We start from the raw sequence: 1,916 nt of genomic DNA, 5'->3' as shown, positions 1-1,916 counted from the left end.
TTCCAGGCCAAGTTCGGCATTCCACTGGATAGTGTGACACTCAACGAGAGCCATCAGATGGTGGTGGTCGCCACCCGGCTCGATGCCAGCAGCGAGCGAATCATCACCTATCTGAACGAGCACGCCCAGCTGTCGATCAACGCCATGTTCTTCGCCGCCTTCGAGGATGGCGGCAACCGCTACCTCAGCCGCGCCTGGATGATCGACCCGGACGAGCCCACCCAGCCCATTGCCCGCAAGGCGAAGAAGGAACCCTGGAACGGCGAGTTCTACGCCTCCTTCGGCCCCGACTACCCGTGGGAGGATGCCCGCCGCCTCGGTTTCATCTGCGGAGGAGGCGCGGCCTGGTACTCCAAGACCCTGGCCATGCTCTCGGAGGGTGACCGGGTGTGGGTCTATATCCCCAAGACCGGCTACGTGGGCGTCGGCGAGGTGATCGGCGAGCGCTGCCGTGCCGATGCGTATCGCTTCGACACCCAGGAGGGGCCGAGAACCCTCCCGGAGATGACGCTGACCGAAGGCTACCCGCAGATCGACCCGGCCAGGGACGACGACGAGGCCGAGTACCTGGTGCCGGTGCGCTGGCTGCATACCGTCAGCCGCCAGGAGGCCTTCAGCGAGGTGGGACTGTTCGGCAACCAGAACACCGTCTGCAAGCCGACCACGCCCAAGTGGTCCCACACCGTGGAGCGCCTGAAACAGGTGTGGCGAATCAATGACGAGCGCACATGAGAACCCCCGCGTAAGCTCATGAGAGCCAAGAGGCGGGGGCCGTGTTAAGGCACGTGGGTGGCGCTCAGCGCATCAGGCTCAGGCCTGTATCCGGAACACATTGGCCGGCATCGCCGGTCGGTCATCCAGCCGGATCCGGGTCAGCACATAGACCAGGGGGCGCTCGAGGCTGCCGTTGATGCGAAATACTTCGCCATCGAGGGCAGCACCCTGGTCCAGCATACGGTGCAGCATGTCCAGGTGCCCCCGTGGAACATAACCCAGCTTTCGTAGGGCGCTCTCCATCCTGATGGCTTGTGCATCAACCGGATTTTCAGGCTCCGGCACGAACTGAACTGAGTCGCCCTTGTTCAGCTCCGAGGCATCGAGTTCGGCCTCATGTCGGAACCCTGCCACTTCCAGCAGCACCTCGAAGGCTTCAGGCGGATCATCGAAGGGGTGCACCAGCTCGAAACCATCGTTGGGTAGCTTGGCACCGCTGTAACCCAGCAGGGCGAAGTCGCTGATCTCGGCATCGGCAGGGAGGGCACGCAGCTCCAGATAACGGCTGAAATCCCCTCGGCTCCGTGGCGGCAATCGCCGCTTGAAGGCCTCCATCACCTGGTGGCTGTGCTCCACCTGCTTCAGCGGGAAGGCGGGATATCCTTCGAAGCCCATTTGCTTCGCCTCTGCCATCTCGGGGCCGTGGTCATATTGAAGCGCCACCTGACCGCCCTTCATCACCAGCTGACCCACGCGATAGCGAGAGCGCTTCTTGCTCTCGCGGGCCTGCCAGAAGAGCAGCAGCCGCTGTGGTTCCACCAGATGTTCGATAAAGCGGGTCATGTCAGTTCTCCAGCGCCCCGAGCAGGCGCGCTCTCCTTGTCAGCGTCAGGAAGGCAATAAATTCAGCACGTTGCACTGTAAGCGGATGCGGAAGGTCAAACCGTGTCAAGCGGTAGAGCATGTCCTTCAAGTCATCTTCGCACCATCCATGCAGCCGTTCTATCAGTATCGGCCGGATCCGGGGAAAGTGCCGGCAGTACTCGGCGACTCCTTCGATCAGGTGTAAACGCCGGCTGTCGCTTCTGGACCAGCGCATCTGATGCTCGCCCCTTCGCAGGTAACCTTCGAGCTCGTTCGGGTCGCGCATCATGCGCTCCATCTTCTCCGGCAGCGACTCATGGCCCAGACTGGTGCCATTG

1 protein-coding gene and 2 pseudogenes are annotated in these 1,916 nt (G+C 62.4%); 1 reads left to right on the top strand and 2 read right to left on the bottom strand.

Going from position 1 to position 1,916, the window contains the following annotated elements; genetic code table 11:
- A pseudogene (locus IBX53_RS15965) lies at positions 1-732 on the top strand (hypothetical protein); the annotation flags it as partial.
- A gap of 78 nt (positions 733-810) precedes the next feature.
- Here IBX53_RS15965 and IBX53_RS15960 read toward each other — a convergent pair.
- Together IBX53_RS15960 and IBX53_RS15955 are read right to left on the bottom strand one after the other, a co-directional pair.
- Positions 811-1,557, bottom strand: a complete 747-nt coding sequence (locus IBX53_RS15960) for an HIRAN domain-containing protein (protein WP_290911322.1) — start codon at positions 1,555-1,557, stop codon at positions 811-813.
- A gap of 1 nt (position 1,558) precedes the next feature.
- Positions 1,559-1,916 (bottom strand): annotated as a pseudogene (locus IBX53_RS15955) (hypothetical protein); the annotation flags it as partial.

Origin of the sequence: Halomonas sp., from assembly GCF_014859505.1 — a bacterium.
GTDB lineage: Bacteria > Pseudomonadota > Gammaproteobacteria > Pseudomonadales > Halomonadaceae > Halomonas.
Note: the sequence above shows the minus strand (reverse complement) of the source record. Positions and strands in the feature narration are given on the sequence as shown.